We start from the raw sequence: 20,149 nt of genomic DNA, 5'->3' as shown, positions 1-20,149 counted from the left end.
TTCCGTTCATCCAATGCAATGTTTCTTGACTTAATATGCGCAAAACGCATAGATATAGTGCCATGGACACACGACACATCCGGCATTTCATGGCGTTAGTTGAGTGCGGCAGTTTTGCCCGCGCCTCGGAAGTCGTGCACCTGTCTCAACCGGCTTTAAGTCGCAGCATCCAGGAACTGGAGCGCCAACTCGGGGCCAGACTGTTCGATCGGGGGCGCTTCGGGGTGGTTTTGACCGCGCACGGGCGAGCCGCTCTACCCCACGTCCGGGGCCTGCTGGCAGCGGCAGAATCTTTAAGACAGGAAGTCGAGGCCATCGACGAGCTTGAGACAGGCGAATTGAATATCGGAACCGGCCCCTACCCGGCGCTGGCACTGATGGATAAGGTCTGTGCCCGGTTTGTGGATCAGTATCCGGGAATCCGCCTCAACATTCGGACAGATAACTGGCAGGATTTACGCCTTGCGCTGTTGGACCATGAGATAGAGCTCTTTGTGGCCGATACCGGCGAGTTGTCTGGCGATCCCGATCTGGAAATAACCCACTTGCCGCAGCCCGAAGTTGTTGTGTTTTGTCGTCATGATCACCCGTTGGCTCAGGCGACGGGGGTGGTATGGGGAGATTTACTCGATTATCCAATAGCCATGACACGTGTTCCTGAAGATATGGAACGGAATATTCAGGCCATGAGCGCGCAACAAGGGGGGCTGAAACGAAGAATCGAGTGCGACAATATTGCCATGCTTGCGGCCATTGTTACTGGCAGCAAGGCCATCAGTATCGCACCCAGACCTATAGTGGCCGATTTGCTTGATAGCGGAAAGGTGACAACCGTTTCTGTATCCGGGATTGAGACTCTTCGGACCCGCTATGGTGTCTTGCAGCGTTGCGGGAGGCCGCTTTCACCGGCGGCAGCCAAGTTCCATTCCATGGTTCTGGAATTCGCAAAACTGAAATGAACCAGGAACATGGCATTTAAGGCGCATTCCAGAAAGCCAGGTTTGTGAAGCAGGGGCCAACATGATTCAGACCGGACCGTGATCAATGGCGGAAAGGGCCTCGTTCACCTGGAACACTTTGCCGTTGACCTTCGGCACACCGAATTCTTTCAGCCGGGCCGTATGCTTGTTCAGATAGGCCCTTGCACTGCTCTCATCTTCGAAGAGATAGATACCGCCCGCCTCGCAGGAGTCGGGATTTTCTGTCCAAATCTTCCAGAGAAACCCCGGCTCCCTGGCAATAGACTCGGCAAGCTCGGCCATCGCACTCGCCATCTCATCGCCAAACGGGCCGTCGTAAGGAAAATCCAACTGTAGCAGGGTTCTCATCGTTCACGTCCTCCTGAGTTCATCAATGCATCATAGCCCTAACCCACACTAGTGCAGGCAGGCGTCATTTTCTGGCCCACAAGCCATTTCCCGGAACTTCAACTCTCTCCCGACACCGTGGAATCCAGATCCGCAAGCACTCCCGGTATCTCCTCAGCTTCTGAACGTCGGTTCAGCAGCAACGCCTGCGCAATACCCGCCAGAATGATCAGGGCGCAGCCGGCCAGCTGGAGGCTATTCAGGCCCTGATCAAACAGTATCCACGCAAGCGCCACAACGGTAATGGGCTCCAGATAAGCCAGGGTGCCGAACGTGGCCGCGGGCAGAGACCTCAGAGCGATAACGGCCAACAGGATGGCCAGGAAACCCGGCAGAATACCGGCAGCAATCAACCACCCCCACTGCGCGCCGGAAATGACTTCGCTCTCCAGCAGCACCAGCGGCAACATGCACAAAGCACCAGCGAGCATCTGGTAACCACTGCGGCTGAACACATGAACACGGTCATCCATGGAACGATTGGTTAACATAAACGCCGAGTAACAGAGCATGGCGCAGAAAGCATAGGCCAGACCGATGGCTTCTTCTGCCCGTCCACTCAGGTTGAAGTTGAATTCCATCATCATGGCGAAGCCCAGCAGCGCGAATCCGACCAATCCAACACTGGCCGAGGTGAGGCGCTCTCCGAGAAAGAAATGAGCCGCCACAGAGGCCGTCACTGGTGCCAGATAAAGCACCATAACAGCGTTCGCCATACTGGTGTAATCCATTGCCAGGATGTAAAACATCACGAAACCCGCCAGGAAAGCACCGGTTACCAACACCTTCATACCGGGCCACATAAAGATCTTGCTGTGTTGCCTGGTTGCCAGCAGATAAACCGCCACCAAAACGGCCCCAATGAAGAGCCTATAGAAGGTAACCGTCTCGGCCCCCACCCCCGCATAGACCGAAATGGCACCGATCGTTCCCATAAAAACTGCGGAGAACGCTGCGGATAGTAAAAAGACTCCGGATCTCGATACTGAAGTCATGCTACCTCTGAATTAATGAATACCCCGTTTAGTCCCGCCTCGGCAAAGGGCAGGCCTGCGCTACACGAGCAGAAGGCGCCTCCAGACTATTTAAATAACCCCAAACGCCAGCATCGCATCAGCAACCCGGCAAAAGCCTGTGGTATTGGCGCCAAATACGTAGTCTCCCGGCCGGCCGTATTCTTCAGCGGTTTCAAAACAGGAGCGGTGAATTTCGATCATGATGTCCTTAAGGCGGTGTTCGCTGTAATCGAAACTCCAGGAGTCCCGGGAGGCGTTCTGCTGCATTTCCAGCGCGCTGGTAGCCACGCCACCGGCATTAGCCGCTTTTGCAGGACCAAATAAAATGCCGGCGTCGCGGAACAACTTCACCGCGTCTGGAGTGCACGGCATATTGGCACCTTCAGCAACCGCCAGGACGCCATTGCGAATCAACGCCTTCGCGTCGCCCCCGGTCACCTCGTTCTGAGTGGCGCACGGCAGGGCTACCTGACAGGACAGTTCCCAAATGGACGCCCCGCGCACGTAATCGCTTCCATTCTGCCGCCGGGCGGCATAATCGCTGATTCGGCCGCGTTCCGTCTCTTTGATCTGGCGAACCAGCCCAACATCGATTCCGGCCGGGTCGTAAACGTAGCCACTGGAATCGGAGCAGGCGATCACCCTGCCCCCAAACTGCTGAACCTTCTCCATCGCATAAATTGCGACGTTCCCGGAGCCGGAAACTACCACGTCCTTGCCCTCCAGATCGGAACCTTGAGCCGCCAGCATCTCCCGGACAAAATAAACCGTTCCGTAACCTGTCGCTTCCTTGCGCACACGAGCACCGCCCCATCCGAGGCCCTTACCAGTCAGCACGCCAGATTCGTAACGGTTGGTGAGGCGCTTGTATTGCCCGAACAGAAAACCAATCTCCCTGGCTCCTACGCCGATGTCGCCTGCTGGCACGTCGGTGTACTCGCCAATATGCCGATACAGTTCGGTCATGAAGGATTGGCAAAACCGCATGATCTCATTGTCAGATCGGCCCTTGGGATCAAAGTCGGAACCACCCTTGCCTCCGCCGATCGGCATACCGCTCAGAGAGTTCTTGAAGATCTGCTCGAAACCCAGAAATTTCACCACGCCCAGATTGACGGAAGGATGGAACCGCAAGCCCCCCTTGTAGGGCCCAAGGGCCGAGTTGAGTTCAACGCGAAACCCCCGGTTGATCTGCACGGTACCAGAGTCATCCACCCAGGGGACCCTGAAAATGATTTGCCGCTCTGGTTCGCAAATACGCTCAAGGAGCTTCGCTTCCTTATACTCGGGATGCTTGGCAATCACCGGCGCCAGCGAGTCGAGAACTTCCAGAACGGCCTGATGAAATTCAGGTTCCGCGGGATTTCTCAGGACGACCTGCTCATACAGCTGGTCAAGGGGGGCTTTCTGGTGCATGCATCTTCCTCGTTCAGTTTGCGTGAGTCACATGGATAATTTTCAGACGCAGCTGGTTCTTTCCAGCCAAAGGCCAATCAATACGATCGCCTACCCGAAGACCCAGCAAGGCTGCACCCGCCGGAGCCAGGACGGATACACACTCCTCGCTTCCGTCTCGCGGGGTCGAGTACACGAGTCTCTTCGTGTACTCGGCGTCGTTACTCTCATTTTTAAAATGGACCAGAGAATTCATGGTGACGGTGCCGGAAGGCAGCTTTGCGGCATCAACCAGAGTTGCTCTATCAAGCTCGAGCGCAAGCGCTTCGGCTGTTTCAGTGCCATGTAGCTGTTTCTCCAACATCGCAGATAAACGATCAAAATCCTGTTCTAAGACATAAATAGCTGGACGTTCGGACATACCGACTCCTATAGGCCCGCAAGGCAAGGTTCAGTTGGGGGATGTGTTCAGAGGGTTTCGCCGAATTCGACGAGGGATTCGACGAATTCAGCGAAAGGAATGGCAAATACGGCGAGGCCCGGCAGCCAGAAATGCCGCCGCTGATAAAACGGAATGGATGAAGTAAAAACCGGTTTTCATTTTGAAACTCAGCGACTCTGAAAAAGGAAAAATCTTAGCAAGCTACGTTAGCTCAGTTCACGAGGAAATGAAACGATGAAAAGGTCTGAGGCTAGACCATGCCCACAATTCGAGGGCTTTCTCAAACCCACATCGCGCTCATTCCCAGCGTGTCTGCGAATAGCTGAATACTGGCAACGACAACCCCCAGCGAATGGCCGCCATACGCAGAAGCAGCCCGAGACTGAAAGCGGCCAAAAGAGTGACATTCTCGCCCACCCCTTGGCGAAGCAAGGTCAGGTACAGGAAAGCCACCATCAGTGAAACGCTGGCGTAGAGTTCGTGGCGCAGCACCTGCGGGGTGCGGTTACATAAGATATCCCGGATGATACCGCCAAAGATCCCTGTTGTGATGCCGGCCATGACCACCACCACGGTGTCATAGCCCAGCTTGAGCGCGACATTGCAGCCAATAACCGTAAAAGCCACCAGACCTATGGCATCCAGAACCAGAAACAACTGATGCAGATGCCGCATGAAGCGCGCAATCACGATGGTGACCAGGCCACCGGTAATGGTCATGTAGATATAGCGAGGGTGCTGGGTCCAGGTGACTGGGAAATTACCCAGAAGAATGTCCCGGACAGTTCCGCCACCAAGGGCGGTAAAAAACGCAATTACAGCGACACCAAACAGATCCATGTTCCTCCGCCCGGCGGTGAGGGCTCCCGACATGGCTTCGGCGGTAATGGCAATCATATAGATAGAGGTCAGCACACAGGACTCCTGAGTTTCTGTGGCCTCTCCCCCTGTCCCTGATACCTGAGAGTTTACAGAGCCTGGCTCTGCTTGCCCCTTCGGTGGACTGCGGTGGCAGTCGCTCTCCAGACGGCGTTAGATGATGCTCGCAGTACCTGTGCCTGAGCGTTTATGGGAGTTTGCGCCTTCGGCGGGGCCAACGGCCCACTCTCCTGCGAGACCGGGCATTATAGAGAGATAGGAAGCTAACGTCGAGCGAGGCGGCGGGCTGATAGGCTCAGAATTTTTGACTAATTCTTACTGGTTACTCCGTTATCTTTTTGAAGAGGCGCCCTTTATGCTGCTTTTCCAAGCAGACATTCCTACACGGATTCACTAAGCAGCCATTCCTACACGGATTCACTAAGCAGCCTTCGACGGCTTGTGGCCGCTATCTAAGGACACCCCATGAAACTACAAACCATCATCTGCAGCACGCGCCCCGGCCGAATCGGCCCTTCCATTGCCCACTGGTTCAATTCTCTGGTCAATGACCAGGGAACGTTTTCCAGCGAACTGGTCGATCTAGCTGAGTTCAAGCTTCCGGTTTACGACGAGGCCAACCATCCTCGCATGCAGAAATATGAGCATGAGCACACCAAAGCCTGGTCAGCGAGCGTAAATAAGGCAGATGCCTACGTCTTCGTCATTCCCGAGTACAATTTTTGCCCGCCGCCATCGTTCACGAACGCGTTGAACTACGTATACAACGAGTGGAACTATAAGCCTTGCGGGTTTGTCAGCTACGGCGGTGTTTCCGGTGGACTCCGTTCAGCCCAGGTTGCCAAGCAGCTGGTTACTACGCTGAAAATGATGCCGATGGTGGAAGGAGTAATGGTGCAGATGCCGTGGGAGAAACTGGATGACCAGCGCAACTTCCTCCCTGCCGAGCATCACACCGGCTCTGCCAATGCCATGCTGGACGAAATGGCGAAATGGGCAACGGCCCTGAAGTCGCTACGCTGAACACCAGAGTAGTTGAGCAGATTCCCCGGTTAGCAAACCGGGGAATCTGTAGCTTCTACTTCAACGGGCATCAACCCTGCCGGTTTATCAGAACACGGCCATCACGAATAGACGCGGCAACCGGCAACTGGCCCAACAGCACCTCGTAGGGCGACTGCCCCTGCAGAACAACACAGCGAGCCGGAAGTCCCTCCTCGATGCCGTATTCGTCCAGATCCAATGCTGCAGCACCGTTGTCGGTGATCAGCTCCAGCGACCGATCAATCCAACCCATGCCCAGCATGTGGCAGGCGTGCAGGCCTACGTCCAGGGTACGGAGCATGTTGCCGTTGCCCAGTGGATACCAGGGATCGCGGATGGAATCCTGGCCGAAGGCCACCTTCAGTCCCGCATCCAGCAGTTCCGGAACCCGGGTCAGGCCACGACGTTTCGGATAACCATCGAAGCGGCCCTGCAGGTGCAGGCTTTCGGTGGGCATCGACAGGAAGCGCAGGCCGGATTTCTTCAACAGGCGGAACAGCCGGCTGCAGTAATGGTCGTTGTACGAGCCCATGGCACAGGTATGGCTGGCGGTGACCCGTGAGCCATAATCCAGCTTGAGCGCCTCGGCAGCGAGCACTTCCAGGAATCGGGATTCGGGATCGTCGATCTCGTCGCAATGCACGTCTACGAGAAGGTCGTTTTTGTGGGCCAACGCCACCAGCCATTGAACCGATTCAACGCCGTAATCTCGAGTGAATTCGAAATGGGGAATGCCACCGACCACATCGGCCCCCAGACGAACCGCCTCTTCCATCAGCTCCTTGCCCTGGGGAAATGACCAGAGACCTTCCTGGGGAAAAGCGACAATCTGCAGGTCTACTGTGTCAGCCATACGCTCACGCACTTCCAGCATGGCCTTCAGCCCTGTCAGCTTGGGGTCCGTCACGTCCACGTGGGTGCGGACGTGCTGAATGCCGTTATCGGCAAACAGCTTCAACGTCTGTTCGGCCCGACCGATCACGTCGTCGTGAGTCAGGCTGGCTTTGCGCTCAGACCAACACTCGATACCTTCAAACAAGGTACCACTCTGGTTCCAGCGTGGCTCGCCGGCGGTCATGGCCGCATCCAGGTGGATGTGCGGCTCCACGAAAGGAGGAGCGACCAGATTTCCGCCGGCGTCCAGCTGGTTCTCGGCAACGCTTTCAGTCGCATCCTGCGCCGTGACACTGCTGAATTTTCCATCGGTGATGGTCAGCCGGAATAACCCCTCACGGCCCTGCAACCGAGCATTGGTAATAGCGTTCAGATTTTCACTCATAACATCTCCACACAGATTTTCCGCTGGCTTGAATCATGGCCGCGACAACAGATGGGCCAGCACCAGGGTTTTGAAATATTCATTCGGTTCAGACTCCGGAGGCATCTCCGCGACCAACCGATTCATCCGGTTCCGGATGGTATTTCTATGGCAGCCAAGGGCTTCAGCCATGGCGCACTGGTTTCCACGCTCCTGAAGCCATACCTCCAGGAGATCTCGACTACTGTCCAGCAACCCGGCTTCCACCTCAGGCAGGTACTGCCGGATAAGTCCTTCGAGCTGATGACTGCCGATACCGGCTATCAGCGCCTCCGCCAGCCCGCCTTCCCGGGGCTCTTGCGACCGCTCCGATGCGACAATCGCCCGGGCGATGGTTTCGGTCACATCCACCATTGGCAGCGAGTAAGGCTGCTCAAACAACGGCATGGCCAGCTCATCCGCCAGACGACTTAACATGGCCGGTAGCTGCCCGATGTAGGCATCGCCGGTCAGCACAACCAGCCCCGATATACCGCAGTCCCGACCTTCATAGAGGCACTCGGCCAGATTGGCCGGGCTGCGGTGGCGGCTGATACCGGTGACAAATACCAGCTCGCCACCCCTGACCCAGTTGGTGAAAGACCGGTTCTCCGCCAGATAAGGCCAGCGCACCGTGTTGTCTGCGCCGGAACTCCCACCCCGCAGATGGATGGCCCCAAGGCCAGGGAGCTCCGGAATGTCACGGCACGTCAGGGCCATTTACACCGCTCCCAGAACCTGGGCCCGGCGATCACGAACGGCCTCACTGACCACAAGCACTACACCATAACTGGCCGCGGCAACCAGTACGCCAACAATCGGCGCGATCCATGGCGAGGTATAGGCCGCTGCCGAGCCTATGGCATAGGCCGCCAGCCCGGGAATATTGAACGCGGGCAAGGTCGCCGTTTCGAGTGACGGGTACTCGCGCTTATAGCCAATGAAATAGCTGGCCATGATGACGCCGCCAATGGGCGGAATGAAGGTTCCAAGCAACACCAGGAACGGGATAAGCCACTCATACATACCCAGAACAGCCAGCACTGTGCCGATGGCGGCACCGCCCACCGTCACCAGCTTGCGCCGGCGGGTTCGAATCATATTGCAGCCGGCCACGGCGAAGTTGTATACGGTATTATCCTGCGTTGTCCAAAGATTCAGGAAGAGCATGAGAATACCCAGGGTCGCCAGCCCCTGCGCCACCATGATATCGACGATATCCGCCTGCTGGTAAACCAGAGCACCAAAGGCGCCAATCAGCGTCATCAGTCCATTACCGAGGAAGAACGCCAGTAGGGTCGCAATCACCGCCGTTTTTCCGGATTTGGCAAAACGGGTCCAGTTGGTAGCCTGGGTGCCTCCACTGACGAAAGTGCCGAACACCATGGTAATGGCCGCAGCTACGGTCATTTCGTCTGAGGGGGTAATGGCGAGTAATCCCGAAAATCCACCGGCGTCCGAGGTGGCGATTGTCATACTCACCGCTACCAAAATAATCATCGCCGGCACCGCAAAGCGGGACAGCATTTCCAGCCCCTTGTAGCCAATGAACGCGGTGATACAGAAGCCGAAACCGAACACCACCATCAGCGGCGTGGTCCAGCTCTCGGGCAAGCCCGTCAGCTTGACCAGGAGAATGGCCATGGTCGCCGTGCCCCAGGCGTACCAGCCGATCTGGGTAAAGCCCAGGATGAAGTCGGAGAGTTTGCTACCCAGCTCACCGAAGGTAAAACGGGACATCAGGGCCGTATTCAGCCCCGATTTTGCAGCGATGTAGCCAAGAATGGCGGCGTAGGTACCCAGAAGAAGGTTACCGGCTGCCAGCACCAGCAGCATCGTTGAAAAATCGAATGCAACACCGATACTGCCGCCCGCCCACATGGTGGCGGTGAAAAAGGTGAAGCCAAGCAGAACCAGGCCCATGGACCAGATACTGCGGCGCTGGTCCATGGGCACCGGGCTGAGCGGGTAATCCTGTTCCTGTGGAGTTACTTGTGAGGTCATTGCCTTGTCTCTCTTTGATGAAAACACGAGAGAAAGATGGCAACGTCTGTGCCATGTGGTCCTCACGACCATGATTTGAGAGAGTGGATGACACCTGACCTGTGCACTTTGCACAATCACACCAGGTCGGGATGTCGTCGCATCCCGGGTTCGCCCTGACCTGGTGCAAAAAAGCAGGCCAACGCTCATTTCAGTGCAGGACTGCCCAAAGACCAGACCCTGCAATACCGGCAATCCTGGATGAGAATGATCAAAAGAACGCCTGAATACCGGTCTGGGCTCGACCCAGAATCAGAGCGTGCACATCGTGAGTGCCTTCATAGGTATTCACCACTTCCAGATTCACCAGATGTCGCGCCACCCCGAATTCATCACTGATGCCGTTCCCCCCGAGCATATCCCTGGCCAGGCGGGCAACATCCAGAGCCTTGCCGCAGGAATTGCGCTTCATGATGGAAGTGATCTCGACGGCAGCCGTGCCCTCATCCTTCATCCTACCAAGACGCAGGCAGCCTTGCAGGGCCAGGGTGATATCGGTCTGCATATCTGCCAGCTTTTTCTGGATCAGCTGGTTGGCCGCCAGCGGCCGACCGAACTGCTTACGGTCCAGCACATACTGGCGGGCGGTGTGCCAGCAATCCTCGGCGGCACCCAGAGCACCCCAGGAAATACCGTAGCGGGCGGAGTTCAGGCAGGTGAACGGCCCCTTCAGCCCTCGCACGTCCGGGAAGGCGTTTTCTTCCGGCACAAAGACGCCGTCCATCACGATCTCGCCAGTGATCGAGGCCCGCAGCCCTACCTTGCCGTGAATGGCCGGGGCACTCAGGCCCTCCCAGCCCTTCTCCAGAACAAAGCCGCGAATTGCGCCGTCATCGTCCTTGGCCCAGACCACGAACACGTCAGCGATTGGGCTGTTAGTGATCCACATCTTGCTGCCAGTCAGGCGGTAACCGCCGTCCACCTTGCGGGCGCGGGTCGCCATGTTGCCGGGATCGGAGCCATGGTCTGGTTCGGTCAACCCGAAACACCCGATCCATTCTCCGGAAGCGAGTTTGGGCAGATACTTCTGGCGTGTTTCCTCATTACCGAATTCGTAGATGGGCACCATCACCAGAGATGACTGCACACTCATCATGGACCGGTAACCGGAATCCACCCGCTCCACCTCGCGAGCGATCAGGCCATAACACACGTAATTCAGGCCGCTACCGCCGTATTGCTCGGGAATGGTACATCCCAGCAGGCCTGTCTCGCCCATCTCCCGGAAGATCTCCGGGTCGGTCTGTTCGTTGCGGAAGGCTTCCAGCACCCGGGGCCGGAGCTTACTTTCGGCAAACTGGCGAGCACTCTCGCGCACCATACGCTCGTCTTCGGTCAGTTGCTGGTCCAGCAACAGCGGGTCTTCCCAATTGAAACTTGCTTGGTTGGCCATGTCGGTTGTCTCCGATTGTTGATCTTGTCTTGATGGCGGGTGGTCAGGCCACCTGCTGTGAAGCCTGCCGGGGTATCTCCAGCAGGGCCGAATACTGTCCGAGGTGGAAGTCGTCATCCCCGAACTGATGAGTCAGCATCACCAGGCGCTTGGCGTGGTGGGCCAGTGAATATTCCCAGGTCATACCAATACCGCCGTGCAACTGGACAGACTGCTCGGCAATCAGCTGCGACGCCCGGGCCACGGTGAACTTGGCAGCAGCAAGCCGTCGGCTGCGACTTTCCGAATCCGGGTCGTCTGCCACACAGGCTGCAAGAATGGTCATGGAGCGCGCCAGCTCGAGTTCGCCGCGCATTTCCGCCATCCGGTGCTGAAGCGCCTGGAAGCGGCCAATCGGTGAGCCGAACTGCTGGCGCGTTTTCAGGTAGTCCAGAGTCAGCCGGAAGGCCTCCTCCATACTGCCTACCGCCTCGGCGCACTGCGCGGCAACCGCACGGCCACGCTGATAGGCCAGCGCCGGCGCGGCCTTACCCGCCGGTCCGAGCAGGCTGTCCGCCTCGACGTAGACATCCGCCAGTGCAAGATCACAGGCCCTTGGGCCGTCTATGCAGGGGTAGCTGGTGCGCGAAACACCCTCAGCCGCCGGGTCCAGCAGAAACAGGCTTACACCTTCACCATCACTCATCCGGGCAGTGACCAGGATGGTGTGGGCAAGCTCGCCGCCGATCACTACCCGTTTGCGGCCGCTCAGACGCCAGCCCCGTTCACAGGGCACCGCCTGGCATTCAATCGCCTCCGGATGGTAATGGCTACCTGCTTCCTCGTCGGCCACCGTCAACAGACGCTCGCCTGCCGCCACCGCTGGCAGAATCGACTGCCGCTGTTCGGCGGAACCCAGTTGCTCAAACAGGCCGGCAGCATAGATCTGGGAATGCAGGTACGGCTCAAGACACAGGCCCCGGCCGAGCTCCTTCATCACCAGCATGTTTTCCACGCCTGTGCCGCCGAAGCCTTCGTACTCGGCAGCGATTGGCACCGAGGTAATGCCCAGCTCTGACAACTGGCGCCAGAACTCCGGGCTGTAACCCCGGGGGCTCTGGTAGAATGCCTCCCGCTGCTCAAAACTGTAGGTGTTGCGGACCAGACGCTCGACCGTATCAGCCAGCATCTGTTGCTCTTCGTTCAGTTCAAAATTCATAGTCCCCTCCTACAGCTCCAGAACCAGCTTGGCGATGATGTTCTTCTGAATTTCGTTGGACCCGCCGTAGATAGACAGCTTGCGCAGATTGAAGTACTGGCTGGCCGGCGACGCGCCGTAATCCTGATACAAAGGCTCGCCATGGAAGTCGGGTTCCAGCTCCGGCTCCAGGAACGGCAGCGCGTTCGGCCCGAGCGCCTTGCGCATCAGATCGGTGATCGCCTGACGGATCTCCGAGCCCTGAATCTTCAGCAACGAGCTCTCCGCCCCTGGCACCCCACCATCGCGGGTGGCGGCCAGAATGCGAAGGGTGCTCATCTCCACCGCCAGCAGGCGCATTTCCAACTCGGCAATCCGGGCGCGGAACAGGGGATCGTCAATCAGTGATTGGCCGGCCACCGTCTCGGCACTGGCAATCTGCTTGAGGTGTGACAGCGCCGCTTTTGACTGGCCGATACCGGCCTGGCCAGTACGCTCGTGGGTGAGCAGATACTTGGCACAGGTCCAGCCCTTGTTCTCCTCACCAACCAGGTTTTCCACCGGCACCCGAACGTTGTCGAAGAACACCTCGTTGACCTCGTGTTCACCATCGAGGGTGATGATCGGGCGCACAGTAATGCCTGGCGTATCCATGTCGATCAGCAGGAAGGAGATGCCCTCCTGCTTCTTGGCGGAAGGATCGGTGCGAACCAGGCAGAAGATCCGGTTCGCATGTTGGCCCAGGGTGGTCCAGGTCTTTTGACCGTTGACTAGGTAATGATCGCCATCCCGCTCGGCGCGGGTTTTCAGGCTGGCCAGGTCGGAGCCGGCGCCGGGCTCGGAATAGCCCTGGCACCACCAGTCCTCGCTGCGCAGAATCCGCGGCAGGTAGTAATCCTTCTGGGTCTGGGTGCCGAACTTGATGATTACCGGTGCCACCATGTTGACGCCGAACGCCACCAATCTGGGCGCTCCAGCGGCGGCGCACTCCTCGTCAAAAATGTGCTTCTGCACCACGGACCAGCCGGTACCGCCATGCTCGACCGGCCAGTTGACGGCATACCAACCCTTCTGGTTAAGAATCTTCTGCCAGCGCTGATGACCCTCTTTGGCAAGTCGACGGCCCAGACGGACCTTCTCTGCAAGGTCGGCCGGCAGATTCTGTCCCAGAAACGCCCGCACCTCACTGCGGAAAGCCAGCTCTTCGGGGGTGAAATGAATATCCATAATCGCTCCTGAGCTTGTAAAGGTTAACGGTGCTTCCACTGGGGCTGACGTTTCTCGAGAAAGGCGGTCATACCCTCGCTTCGATCCTCGCTGGAAAAACTGGACCACAGCAGCCGGCGTTCGTATTCAACGCCCGCCCTCAAAGGGGTCTCGAACGCCTGATTGACCGCATCCTTGTTGATCATGGTGGCCATTTGCGAATAGCCGGCGATTTCCCCTGCTACCGCCATGGCCGTATCAAGCAGATCTTCAGCTGGCACGACCCGGCTGACCAGGCCACTGCGCTCAGCTTCCTGCGCATCCATCATTCGACCGGTCAGGCACAGGTCCATGGTCTTGGCCTTGCCAATAGCCCTGGCCAGCCGCTGGGTACCACCGGCTCCGGGCAGGGTGCCAATCTTCACTTCCGGCTGGCCGAAGCGGGCGTTATCGGCGGCTATCAGCAGGTCACACATCATCGCCAGCTCACAACCACCACCCAGCGCCAGCCCCGCCACCGCCGCAATCACCGGTTTGCGACACCGGGTCACGGTTTCCCAGTTGGCGGAGATGAAGCGCTCACGGTAGGCCCGGGAAAAGTCCAGGGCATGGACTTCGGCAATATCCGCGCCGGCGGCAAAGGCTTTTTCGTTACCGGTAATGACAATGGCGCGGATGGCCTCATCCGTTTCCAGGACTTCCAGAGCAGAGGTCAGTTCGTTCATCAGTGCGTTGTTCAACGCGTTGTAGACCTTTGGTCGGTTGAGTCTGACCAGGGCCACAGCCTCATGCTTTTCAAGCAATATGTTGCTGTACTCCATAACCACCTCCACTAACAGATTTTTTCTTATTACTTCTTTATAAAAGCTATGGAAGCTTATTTGTCCGATTTTCAGAGGCTACACCCGAATATTTTTTAAGGCAACATGTTGACATAATATTTTGAGAAGGCGTATGTTGAAACTGACAAGGCAAAGACCTGCTTCTGCGGGCTGGCTACCCAACAAAAACAAACCGGACACAACAGGTGAATCAGATGGACACAGGCATCACTCTCAATCCGGAACGCCGCGTCGCCATGGTCGAGAGCGGCGCATGGAACGACAAGCGCATTACCGACTACCTGGACCAGGCCGTGGCCAGCACCCCGGACCGGGAAGCCATCGTCGGCTACCAGGTCACCAGCGACACCCGCACCGCCCTCACTTATCGGCAACTCAATAACAAAGTCACCCGCATGGCGGCCGGCCTGGCCGGCATGGGCATCGGTAAAGGCGACGTGGTGGCCTGCCAGCTACCGAACTGGTGGCAGACCACCGCCCTGCATCTGGCCTGCATGCGCATCGGCGCGATTCTGAATCCGCTCATGCCTATTTTCCGGGAGCGGGAACTGCGCTTCATGCTCAAGCATGGCGAGGCCAAACTGCTGGTAATACCAAAGGTCTTTCGTGGCTTTGACTACGAGGCCATGATTGACGGTATTCGGGGGGAGCTGCCGGATCTCGAAACCCTGCTGGTCATCGGGGGAGAGGGCGAGCGTAGCTTTGAACAACGTCTCACGGAGACCCCCTGGGAAGAAAAGCAAGACACCAAGGCCCTGTTTGCCGAGCGCCAACTCACCGCCGACGACGCCATCCAGATCCTTTACACCTCCGGTACCACCGGCGAACCCAAGGGGGTCATGCACTCCTCCAACACCCTGTTTTCCAATGTGCGTCCTTACGCCGACCGCCTGCACCTGAGCTCGGACGACAAGGTGTTAATGGCCTCCCCGGTGGCCCACCAGACCGGCTTCATGATGCCCATTTACCTGGGCACCACCGCCATCCTCCAGGACATCTGGGACGCAGACTACGTCTGCAAGGTGATTGCCGCCGAGAAGCCGGCCTTCACCATGGCCGCCACACCGTTCCTGGCGGATCTGGTGAAAACCGCACCCAAGCACGAGGGCGAACTGGATTCCCTGCGGATCTTTGTCTCAGCCGGCGCCCCCATCCCCAGTGCCGTGGTGGAACAGGCCGGCAAGGTTCTGAAGGCAAAGATTGTCTCGGCCTGGGGCATGACCGAGAACGGCGCGGTCACCATGACCTGCCCGGAAGATCCCGCCGAGCGGGCCAGCCAGTCCGACGGCAAGGCCCTGCCCTACATGGACGTGAAAGTCACCGACTTCCAGGGCAACGAACTGCCTGCCGGTGAGGAAGGCAGCCTGCTGGTTCGGGGCTCCAGCCTGTTTGTCGGCTACCTCAAGCGCCCCGAACTCTATGGCGTGGACGAAGCCGGTTGGTTCAATACCGGGGACCTTGCACGCATAGACAAGGACGGCTACATCCGCATCACCGGCCGCACCAAGGATGTGGTCATCCGGGGCGGTGAGAACATTCCGGTCGTGGAGGTGGAGAACCTGCTCTACAAGTTCCCCGGTATTGTCGATGTCGCCCTGGTGGGCTGCCCGGACGAACGCCTGGGTGAGCGCCTGTGCGCCTACGTCACCCTCGACGAGAACGCCACCGATCTGACCCTGGACCAGGTCAAGGCCTATCTGACCGAGCAGCAACTGTCCAAAAACTACCTGCCGGAATATCTGGAAGTGATCGAGGCCATGCCTCGCACCGCATCCGGCAAGATCCAGAAATTCAAACTGCGGGAACAGGCGAAAGAAGTGCGCCTGGAGCCGGCCAAACGCGCCTGACCCGACCCATTACTCTGAGCAACAGGAGAACAACCGATGAAAGGTCTTAACGGAAAAACAGTCATTGTTACCGGTGGTGGTGGCGGCATCGGCCGCGCCGTATCCCTGCGCTTCGCCGAAGAAGGCAGCCTGGTTGCGGTTCTGGACCGTGACGAAGCCACAGCCCAGGCCACGGTGGACCTGATCACCGAAGCCGGTGGCAAGGCCCGCGCCTACGCCGCCGATATCACCAATTATGCGGCTATTACCGAGACGGTGGCGGCTATCGAAAGCGATCTGGGCGTGCCCACGGTGCTGGTCAACAACGCCGGTTTCGACCGCTTCATGCCGTTCCTGAAAACCGAGCCCAAGCTCTGGGACCAGCTGATTGCAGTGAACCTCACCGGCGCCCTCAACATGCACCACGTGGTGCTGCCGAAAATGATCGCTGCCGGTGGTGGCAAGGTCATCAACGTGGCCTCTGACGCCGCCCGGGTCGGCTCCTCCGGTGAATCCGTCTACGCCGCCTGCAAGGCCGGCCTGGTGGGCTTCAGCAAGACCGTGGCGCGGGAACTGGCCACCAAAAACATCTGCCTTAACGTGGTCTGCCCCGGCCCCACCGACACCGCGCTGCTCAAGGGCGTGGCGGAAACCGCTCCGAACCCCGAGAAACTCCTGGAAGCCTTCCGCAACGCCGTGCCGATGAAGCGCCTGGCCCAACCGGAAGACTACCCCGGCATCATCGCTCTGCTCGCCAGTGACGACGCCAATTTCATTACCGGTCAGGTGATCAGCGTGTCCGGTGGCCTGACCATGGCCGGCTAAGCGCCCCTTTCCACAAATCAAGACAACGAATCAGGAGCACGCACCATGAACTACGAAGACATTCTCTACGATGAATCCAACGGTGTCGCCACCATCACCATCAACCGCCCGGACCGTTACAACGCCTTCCGCGGCCAGACCTGCATGGAGCTGCTGGACGCCTTCAACCGCGCAGGCTGGAACAAGGACATCGGCGTCATCGTGTTCACCGGCGCTGGCGAAAAAGCCTTCTGCACCGGCGGCGACCAGGGCGCCCACGAAGGCCAGTACGACGGCCGCGGCCTGATCGGCCTGCCGGTGGAAGAGCTTCAGCGCACCATTCGCGAAGTGCCCAAGCCGGTGATCGCCCGGGTCAACGGCTTCGCCATCGGCGGCGGCCACGTGCTGCACGTGATCTGTGACCTGAGCATCGCCTCGGAAACCGCCATCTTCGGCCAGGTCGGCCCGAAAGTCGGCTCGGTCGATCCCGGTTTCGGCACCGCTTACCTGGCGCGGGTCGTCGGTGAGAAGCGCGCCCGGGAAATCTGGTACCTGTGCCGCAAGTACAATGCCCAGCAGGCGCTGGACTGGGGCCTGGTGAACGCCGTGGTGCCGCCGGAGCAACTGGACGAGGAAGTACAGAAGTGGTGTGAGGAAATCCTGGAGAAGAGCCCCACTGCTCTCACCATTGCCAAGCGCTCGTTCAACGCCGATAGCGACAACATTGCCGGTATTGGAGCCCTTGGGATGCAGGCCCTGAGCCTGTATTACGACACGGATGAGTCCAAGGAAGGTGTTAACGCTTTCAAGGAAAAGCGCAAACCGGACTTCCGGAAATTCTACAAGTAAGCGGACCGCTCCGGTGGTCTCAAAGGCCACCGGGTCACAAACAATGCCCGGAGAACACTATGAATTTCGGATTCAATGAAGAACAGAACGCGATTCGCGAGGTTGTGGCCCGCTTTAGCGCCGAGGTGCTGGCTCCGGGCTATCGCAAGCGGGATCAGGAAGGCGTCATCGAAAAGGATGTCATCCGCCAGCTCGGCGAGATGGGGCTGCTTGGTGGCGAACTGCCGGAAGAGTTCGGCGGCAGCGGCATGGACTGTGTTACCAGTGGCCTGATCATCGAGGAAATCTCCAAGGGGGATTTCAACGTTGGCTACATTCCGCTGCTGACCTCCCTGAATGGTCAAATCATTGCCAGCCACGCTGCCCCGGACCTGGCGAAGGAGTGGCTGCATGGCATGACCAGCGGCCAGAAAGTGGCCTGCATCGCCCTGACCGAACCCCACGGCGGCTCCGACGCCGCCAACCTGCGCCTGAAGGCGGAGAAGAAGGGCGACGTTTACGTACTTAACGGTGAGAAAACGTCCATCTCCATGGCCGACCAGGCCGACGTGGCGGTGGTGTTCGCCCGCACGGGCACCGTGGAACAACGGGCCTCCGGCATTAGCGCTTTGCTGGTGCCCATGGACAGCCCGGGCATCACCACCACCCGATTTGAAGACAACGGCCAGCGCGCCATCGGCCGCGGCTCCATATTCTTCGACAACGTGGAAGTGCCGGCCCACAACATGATGGGAGACGAGGGCAAAGGCTTCAAACAGGTCATGCAGGGCTTCGATTACAGCCGCGCGCTGATCGGCCTGCAGTGCCTGGCGGTGGCCCAGCAGTCCCTGGATGAAACCTGGCAGTGGCTGACCGAGCGTACCGCCTTTGGCCAGCACCTGTCGGCGTTCCAGGGCCTCACCCATCCACTGGCGGAATACCAGACGTACGTTCATGCCGCCCGCATGCAGTGTTATCAATCGCTCTGGCTAAAAGATAACAACCTGCCTCACAACGCCGAGGCGGCGATGAACAAATGGTGGGGGCCAAAGCTGGCATTCGACGTAGTCAAGCAATGCCTGCTGGCTCACGGCCATACCGGCTGGGGTGAGGATCTGCCGTTTGCCCAGCGCCTGAGAGATGTCCTTGGCCTTCAGATTGGCGATGGCACAGCCCAGATCATGAAAAACATCATCGCGAAGGAATACCTACCGAAGTAATCAAACTGATCAACCTGACAAAAGCAACAAGAACCCAAACCAGTATCGTAGCGGAGATGGAACAATGAAAAATACAAAAAAGATTCTGCCCTCAGTCGTTGCCTCAATTCTTATGGCAGGCAGTGCCCAGGCTGCCATATCTGGAGATACGGTTAAGCTTGGGTATCTCGCTGACATGTCCGGCACGTACCGTGACCTTGCCGGCCCGAATGGTTTGACGGCGATGGAAATGGCGGTTGCTGATTTTGGTGGCAAGGTCAACAATGCCGCGATTGAGGTAGTCAGTGCTGACGACCGCAACAGCCCGGACGTTGCCTCCAGCACCGTGCGACGCTGGGTAGAGAATGACGGAGTCGACATGGTTGGCGGGTTGGTGGCCTCTTCTGTGACAATCGCCACCACGAAGATCCTTGAGGAGAACAACAAACTGGGACTGATCTCCGGCTCCGCAGCCTCAAGCATCACCAACGAACACTGCACCCCAAATCATATTCAGTACGTCTATGACACCTACGCACTGTCCATTGGCACTCCAACCGCAATCGTTCAGGAAGGCGGCAAATCCTGGTACATATTGACCGCAGACTATGCCTTCGGTCATGCCATGGAGGCGGACGTCACACGGGTTGTAGAAGCCAATGGTGGTAAGATTCTGGGAAGCATCCGCCATCCATTCCCGACTCCTGACTTCTCTTCATTTATTTTGCAGGCCCAGGCTTCTGGCGCCGATGTCATCGCTCTGGCAAACGCCGGTGCAGATACCACCAATGCGATCACCACTGCGGCAGAATTCGGTATTACCCAGTCAGGCCAGACCATTGCCGGGCTTGTCGTATTTATCAGTGACATACACGCTCTCGGTCCCCAGGCGGCTCAGGGGCTGCAGCTTACTACCGGTTGGTACTGGGACATGAACGACGAGACTCGTGAATGGTCTGATCGTTTCATGGAAGAGACCGGCACCCGTCCAACCATGGTGCATGCGGGCATCTACTCCAGCACGATGCAATACCTGAAGGCGGTGGAAGCTACTGGCTCGGATGACTCCCAAACTGTCCGCCAGCATCTGATAGAGACTCCGATCAACGACATGTTTGCCAAAAACGGTCGTATCCGTGAGGACGGCCGCATGGTTCATGACATGTTTCTGGCTCAGGTGAAAACTCCGGAAGAATCTACCGGCGAGTGGGATCTGTACAAGATCGTTCGAACTATTCCCGGCGACGAAGCGTTCCGACCGCTTTCCGAGAGCAAGTGCAAGCTGATCACCAACTGAGTGAAGACTGCGACTACGGAGTTTCCTGCGAGATCTCAGGAAACTCCGGATTCACAGTGCCCTGCTCCTCCGGCGTGACCCAAGAAAATGCGGA

19 protein-coding genes and 2 riboswitches are annotated in these 20,149 nt (G+C 58.1%); of the genes, 7 read left to right on the top strand and 12 right to left on the bottom strand.

Translation table 11 applies throughout. From position 1 onward, the window contains the following. Window positions 1-62 precede the first annotated feature (62 nt). Window positions 63-959, top strand: a complete 897-nt coding sequence (locus AC13DD_RS08730; RefSeq protein WP_008177359.1) for a LysR family transcriptional regulator — start codon at window positions 63-65, stop codon at window positions 957-959. A gap of 66 nt (window positions 960-1,025) precedes the next feature. On the opposite strand, the gene AC13DD_RS08725 is transcribed toward AC13DD_RS08730, so the two are convergent. The 5 genes from AC13DD_RS08725 to AC13DD_RS08705 form a co-directional block, all read right to left on the bottom strand. Beyond that, complete coding sequence (locus AC13DD_RS08725; RefSeq protein ID WP_008177357.1) at window positions 1,026-1,328, bottom strand: monooxygenase; 303 nt, start codon at window positions 1,326-1,328, stop codon at window positions 1,026-1,028. 98 nt (window positions 1,329-1,426) lie between these two features. After that, a complete protein-coding gene (locus tag AC13DD_RS08720; protein WP_053113909.1) occupies window positions 1,427-2,362 on the bottom strand; it encodes a DMT family transporter in 936 nt (311 codons plus the stop codon). A 90-nt stretch (window positions 2,363-2,452) separates the two neighbouring features. Next, window positions 2,453-3,799: an NADP-specific glutamate dehydrogenase gene (gene gdhA / locus AC13DD_RS08715; RefSeq protein WP_482931060.1), complete on the bottom strand. Its 1,347-nt coding sequence runs from the start codon at window positions 3,797-3,799 to the stop codon at window positions 2,453-2,455. Window positions 3,800-3,812: 13 nt separating this feature from the next. Then, entirely contained in the window at window positions 3,813-4,199 is a 387-nt protein-coding gene (rnk, locus tag AC13DD_RS08710) for a nucleoside diphosphate kinase regulator (RefSeq protein ID WP_482931059.1), read from the bottom strand. Between the two features lie 318 nt (window positions 4,200-4,517). Then, a complete protein-coding gene (locus tag AC13DD_RS08705) occupies window positions 4,518-5,117 on the bottom strand; it encodes a trimeric intracellular cation channel family protein (protein ID WP_227497903.1) in 600 nt (199 codons plus the stop codon). Window positions 5,118-5,157: 40 nt separating this feature from the next. Beyond that, a riboswitch (glycine riboswitch) is annotated at window positions 5,158-5,256 on the bottom strand. Then, window positions 5,257-5,342: riboswitch (glycine riboswitch) on the bottom strand. It abuts the riboswitch before it with no gap. 222 nt (window positions 5,343-5,564) lie between these two features. Here AC13DD_RS08705 and AC13DD_RS08700 point away from each other — a divergent pair. After that, window positions 5,565-6,122 carry an NADPH-dependent FMN reductase gene (locus AC13DD_RS08700; protein ID WP_008177349.1) on the top strand — a complete coding sequence of 186 codons (558 nt, stop codon included), beginning with the start codon at window positions 5,565-5,567 and terminating at the stop codon, window positions 6,120-6,122. A 70-nt stretch (window positions 6,123-6,192) separates the two neighbouring features. On the opposite strand, the gene codA is transcribed toward AC13DD_RS08700, so the two are convergent. From codA to AC13DD_RS08665, 7 genes are all read right to left on the bottom strand, one after another. Further along, a complete protein-coding gene (gene codA, locus AC13DD_RS08695) occupies window positions 6,193-7,422 on the bottom strand; it encodes a cytosine deaminase (protein WP_008177348.1) in 1,230 nt (409 codons plus the stop codon). A 33-nt stretch (window positions 7,423-7,455) separates the two neighbouring features. After that, window positions 7,456-8,160 (bottom strand): PucR family transcriptional regulator, encoded by a 705-nt coding sequence (locus AC13DD_RS08690; RefSeq protein WP_008177347.1) that lies wholly within the window; start codon window positions 8,158-8,160, stop codon window positions 7,456-7,458. Beyond that, window positions 8,161-9,444 (bottom strand): cytosine permease, encoded by a 1,284-nt coding sequence (gene codB / locus AC13DD_RS08685; RefSeq protein ID WP_008177335.1) that lies wholly within the window; start codon window positions 9,442-9,444, stop codon window positions 8,161-8,163. A gap of 250 nt (window positions 9,445-9,694) precedes the next feature. After that, a complete protein-coding gene (locus AC13DD_RS08680) occupies window positions 9,695-10,876 on the bottom strand; it encodes an acyl-CoA dehydrogenase (protein WP_053113905.1) in 1,182 nt (393 codons plus the stop codon). A gap of 43 nt (window positions 10,877-10,919) precedes the next feature. Then, entirely contained in the window at window positions 10,920-12,074 is a 1,155-nt protein-coding gene (locus AC13DD_RS08675) for an acyl-CoA dehydrogenase family protein (RefSeq protein WP_008177333.1), read from the bottom strand. A 9-nt stretch (window positions 12,075-12,083) separates the two neighbouring features. Then, window positions 12,084-13,280, bottom strand: a complete 1,197-nt coding sequence (locus AC13DD_RS08670; RefSeq protein WP_424005317.1) for an acyl-CoA dehydrogenase family protein — start codon at window positions 13,278-13,280, stop codon at window positions 12,084-12,086. Window positions 13,281-13,303: 23 nt separating this feature from the next. After that, window positions 13,304-14,080 (bottom strand): enoyl-CoA hydratase, encoded by a 777-nt coding sequence (locus tag AC13DD_RS08665; protein WP_424005315.1) that lies wholly within the window; start codon window positions 14,078-14,080, stop codon window positions 13,304-13,306. Between the two features lie 215 nt (window positions 14,081-14,295). Between AC13DD_RS08665 and AC13DD_RS08660 the strand changes: the two genes are divergently transcribed. The 5 genes from AC13DD_RS08660 to AC13DD_RS08640 all read left to right on the top strand — a co-directional run bounded on the left by AC13DD_RS08660 (window position 14,296) and on the right by AC13DD_RS08640 (window position 20,055). Then, window positions 14,296-15,948 carry an AMP-binding protein gene (locus AC13DD_RS08660; RefSeq protein ID WP_482931058.1) on the top strand — a complete coding sequence of 551 codons (1,653 nt, stop codon included), beginning with the start codon at window positions 14,296-14,298 and terminating at the stop codon, window positions 15,946-15,948. Between the two features lie 36 nt (window positions 15,949-15,984). Further along, window positions 15,985-16,752 carry an SDR family NAD(P)-dependent oxidoreductase gene (locus AC13DD_RS08655; protein WP_053113897.1) on the top strand — a complete coding sequence of 256 codons (768 nt, stop codon included), beginning with the start codon at window positions 15,985-15,987 and terminating at the stop codon, window positions 16,750-16,752. A 45-nt stretch (window positions 16,753-16,797) separates the two neighbouring features. Next, on the top strand, window positions 16,798-17,580 hold the full coding sequence (locus tag AC13DD_RS08650; protein ID WP_053113894.1) for an enoyl-CoA hydratase-related protein: 783 nt from the start codon (window positions 16,798-16,800) through the stop codon (window positions 17,578-17,580). A gap of 59 nt (window positions 17,581-17,639) precedes the next feature. After that, the gene (aliB, locus tag AC13DD_RS08645; RefSeq protein ID WP_482931057.1) at window positions 17,640-18,779 is read left to right on the top strand and encodes a cyclohexanecarboxyl-CoA dehydrogenase; all 1,140 of its coding nucleotides are present in this window, start codon (window positions 17,640-17,642) and stop codon (window positions 18,777-18,779) included. Between the two features lie 64 nt (window positions 18,780-18,843). Further along, window positions 18,844-20,055: an ABC transporter substrate-binding protein gene (locus AC13DD_RS08640; RefSeq protein ID WP_008177323.1), complete on the top strand. Its 1,212-nt coding sequence runs from the start codon at window positions 18,844-18,846 to the stop codon at window positions 20,053-20,055. Window positions 20,056-20,149: the final 94 nt, after the last annotated feature.

Source organism: Marinobacter sp. L-13, assembly GCF_056857715.1.
This window is presented reverse-complemented; position numbering and strand designations above follow the sequence as displayed.